General features: G+C 52.3%; 3 protein-coding genes. 1 reads left to right on the forward strand and 2 read right to left on the reverse strand.

Annotation, left to right across the window (positions count from 1 at the left end):
- The first annotated feature begins 27 nt into the window (after positions 1-27).
- The gene (gene ald, locus COV46_00145) at positions 28-1,134 is read left to right on the forward strand and encodes an alanine dehydrogenase (GenBank protein ID PIR18412.1); all 1,107 of its coding nucleotides are present in this window, start codon (positions 28-30) and stop codon (positions 1,132-1,134) included.
- An 85-nt stretch (positions 1,135-1,219) separates the two neighbouring features.
- Here the strand turns inward: ald and COV46_00150 are convergent, their stop codons facing one another.
- Together COV46_00150 and COV46_00155 are read right to left on the reverse strand one after the other, a co-directional pair.
- Complete coding sequence (locus COV46_00150; GenBank protein PIR18413.1) at positions 1,220-2,023, reverse strand: hypothetical protein; 804 nt, start codon at positions 2,021-2,023, stop codon at positions 1,220-1,222.
- A gap of 61 nt (positions 2,024-2,084) precedes the next feature.
- Positions 2,085-3,047: glucose-6-phosphate isomerase (locus COV46_00155; protein ID PIR18414.1), on the reverse strand; the 963-nt coding region annotated here is incomplete at its 5' end.

Consider the following 3,047-nt stretch of genomic DNA (forward strand, 5'->3'; position numbering starts at 1 on the left):
CTCGCAATGACAAAAAAAGGAGACGTTATGATCATTGGCGTACCGAAAGAGATCAAGACCCGAGAGTATCGTGTGGCGATGGTTCCGGGCGGTGTAAAGGCGCTTGTTGATGCAGGGCACAAGGTGTTCGTTGAAAAAGATGCGGGGATCGGAAGCGGGATACAAGATTCCGAATATTCTGCCGTGGGCGCAACCGTGCTCTCCACGGCAAAAGAGGTCCACGAAAAGGCCGGGATGATAGTTAAGGTCAAAGAGCCCATCGCCGAAGAATATAAATACATGAGGCCCGGGCTTGTCTATTACACGTATCTCCATCTGGCCGCCGACAAGCAGCTTGCCAAGGCGATGATGGAAACAAATGTAACGGGGATCGCCTACGAAACAATTCAGTTGAACGACGGTTCGCTTCCCTTGCTCACACCCATGAGCGAAGTAGCGGGCCGCATGGCAATTCAGGTCGGCGCGCGCTGCCTTGAAAAAGAGCACGGAGGGCGCGGTGTTCTTCTTGGCGGAGTTCCGGGAGTGAAACGCGGCAAGGTTGTCGTTTTAGGCGGCGGCGTGGTCGGAACTAACGCGGCAAAGATGGCGGTTGGTCTCGGGGCCGAAGTTGTTATCATGGATGTAGACCTTAACCGTATGCGTTATTTGGACGATGTATTCGGAAGCAAGATAACAACGGTCTACTCCGATCCTCTATCAATAGAAAAAGCGATACTCAATGCAGACCTTGTTGTTGGCGGTGTGCTGATACCGGGCGCCTCTGCTCCAAGGCTCATCAGAAAAAGCCACCTGTCCAAGATGAAAAAGGGCTCGGTTATAGTCGACGTGTCGGTCGATCAGGGCGGTTGCGTAGAGACGGCCAAGCCTACAACTCATGATCATCCTACATTTGAGGTTGACGGCGTCATTCATTATTGTGTGGCAAATATGCCGGGTGCGGTCCCTTACACATCGACCTTTGCTTTGACCAACTCAACCCTCAAGTACGCGGTCCGCATTGCCAATAACGGTCTTGCTAAGGCGCTTGCAACAACGCCGGAACTTGCCAAGGGTGTGAATATTCATAACGGCAAGTGTGTTTACAAGGCGGTGGCGGAGAGCCTTAATCTTGAATATAGCGAAATGAAGTGGTAAAGCGCTGTCATTGCGAGGAGCGGAAGCGACGAAGCAATCTCCTGCGGGGGGATTGCCGCGCCCCTTCGGGGCTCGCAATGACACGCTAAATATAGTACTTCCATAATAAGTATACAAATAAAAGCGCGAGCGACACGTAAACGATCTTTTGCACGAACGTGTCGCCGCGCTTTATTGCTAGATGGCTTCCGATAAGGTTCCCGCAGATGTTCGCCCCCGCCATTACAACGCCTATCTTATAATCGATATGTCCGGAGAGCATGAATGTGAAGAAGGCGCCAATGTTAGATGCCAGATTGAACGTCTTGGCCGTTGCGGACGACTGTACCGCCGGAATGCCCAGGAAAATGACCAGCGCAACTATCAAAAAAGTGCCGGTCCCGGGTCCAAAGAAGCCGTCGTAGATACCGATCGTCGAGCAGATGAGAATAGTGGGAAGAATTCTGTCATTCCAGCGGAAGCGGGAATCTAGAGCATGTGATCGAGGTCCCCGCTTATGCGGGGACGACAGATTACTTCTGCATACGAACATCAGGATGGCGGCAGGTGGAAGAAGAACCACCAAGACCTTTGCAAGATAGATCTGCGGAATTACCAGCGCTATCCTGGCGCCGAGCACAGAACCCAAAAGGGCGAAAGGGATACCGGTAAGGGCCGTTTTCCAGACCACCTTTGCGTTACGGTGGAAGTTGGCGAGCGCAAATGTGGTGCCGCATGTCGACTGCATCTTGTTGGTGCCAAGGGCTATGTGGGCTGGAAGTCCGTATGCAAGAAGGGCTGGAAGGCTTATAAGTCCTCCACCTCCGGCGATGGAGTCGATAAGCCCTGCGAAGAAAGCGGCCAATACCAAAAGTGTCAGGGCGAACATCATATCAATATTCTCTGTCATTCCGGCGAAAGCGGAAATCCGGTGCGTTCACTAGGTCCCCGCTCACGCGGGGATGACATATTTATGCGGAGGATTTACTTAATAGTTCGCGAGTAAGCTTTTTGCCCAGTTCAACTCCCGGCTGATCGAACGGATTTATGCCGTAAAGCTTGCCGGTGACCGCGGTTTGGATCTGATACATCATTAAAAGTTCGCCCATCGAGCGTGCCGACATCTCCGGCAATGTGACGCCTATCACCGGACGGCCTACCTGTTGCAGGGCCTTTACGGTAGAGGTCTGTTCGGCATGGATCACCTCTCCTAGGTCCCGGCCGGCAAGATATGAGAACTCCTTGGAGACGTTGGTCGGAATAGGGACCTGCGTCTTGAACTTTTCAACGCCCAAGATCGTGAGTATCTTATTGTTGGGGCCTTCCATGTAGAGCTGTAACTGAGAATGTTGGTCTGTGACCCCGGTTGCCTTTATAGGGGTTGGCCCGAGCCCGTTCTTGCCAAGGCTCTCCGCCCATAACTGTGCGTACCAGTCTGAAAAGAAAGAGAGAGAATCGGAGTAGCTCATCATTATGGAGATGGGCTTTTTCTTGGCCACATCCATTAAATAATGGATGGAGCCGTTCATGACCGCTGGATTTTCTTCGATCGAAGATGTTTTGCACCGTTCCACCATGTCGGCGGCCCCGACTAAGAGTCCGTTTATATCGATACCAACGCAAGCCGCCGGCAAAAGACCAACCGACGAAAGAACCGAGAACCTGCCGCCCACATCCTGCGGGACCGAGAAACTCTGAATGCCTTCTTGCTGGGCGATAGCGCGCAATGGCCCGCTGGTGGCATCGGTCGTGATAATCACATGATCTTTCCATCCTCTAACGCCGAATTTTTTATTAAGGATATCCCGGATGATGTAGAACTGGGCCATCGTCTCCGTGGTCTTGCCAGATTTGCTGATGACGTTCACGCAGGTCTCTCGCCAGTCGATTATTTTAAGCATGGCACCGAAATAGTCGGGATCGATATTGTCGCA

The sequence above is a fragment of the Deltaproteobacteria bacterium CG11_big_fil_rev_8_21_14_0_20_49_13 genome (genome assembly GCA_002796305.1).
In the GTDB taxonomy this organism is placed as follows: domain Bacteria; phylum UBA10199; class UBA10199.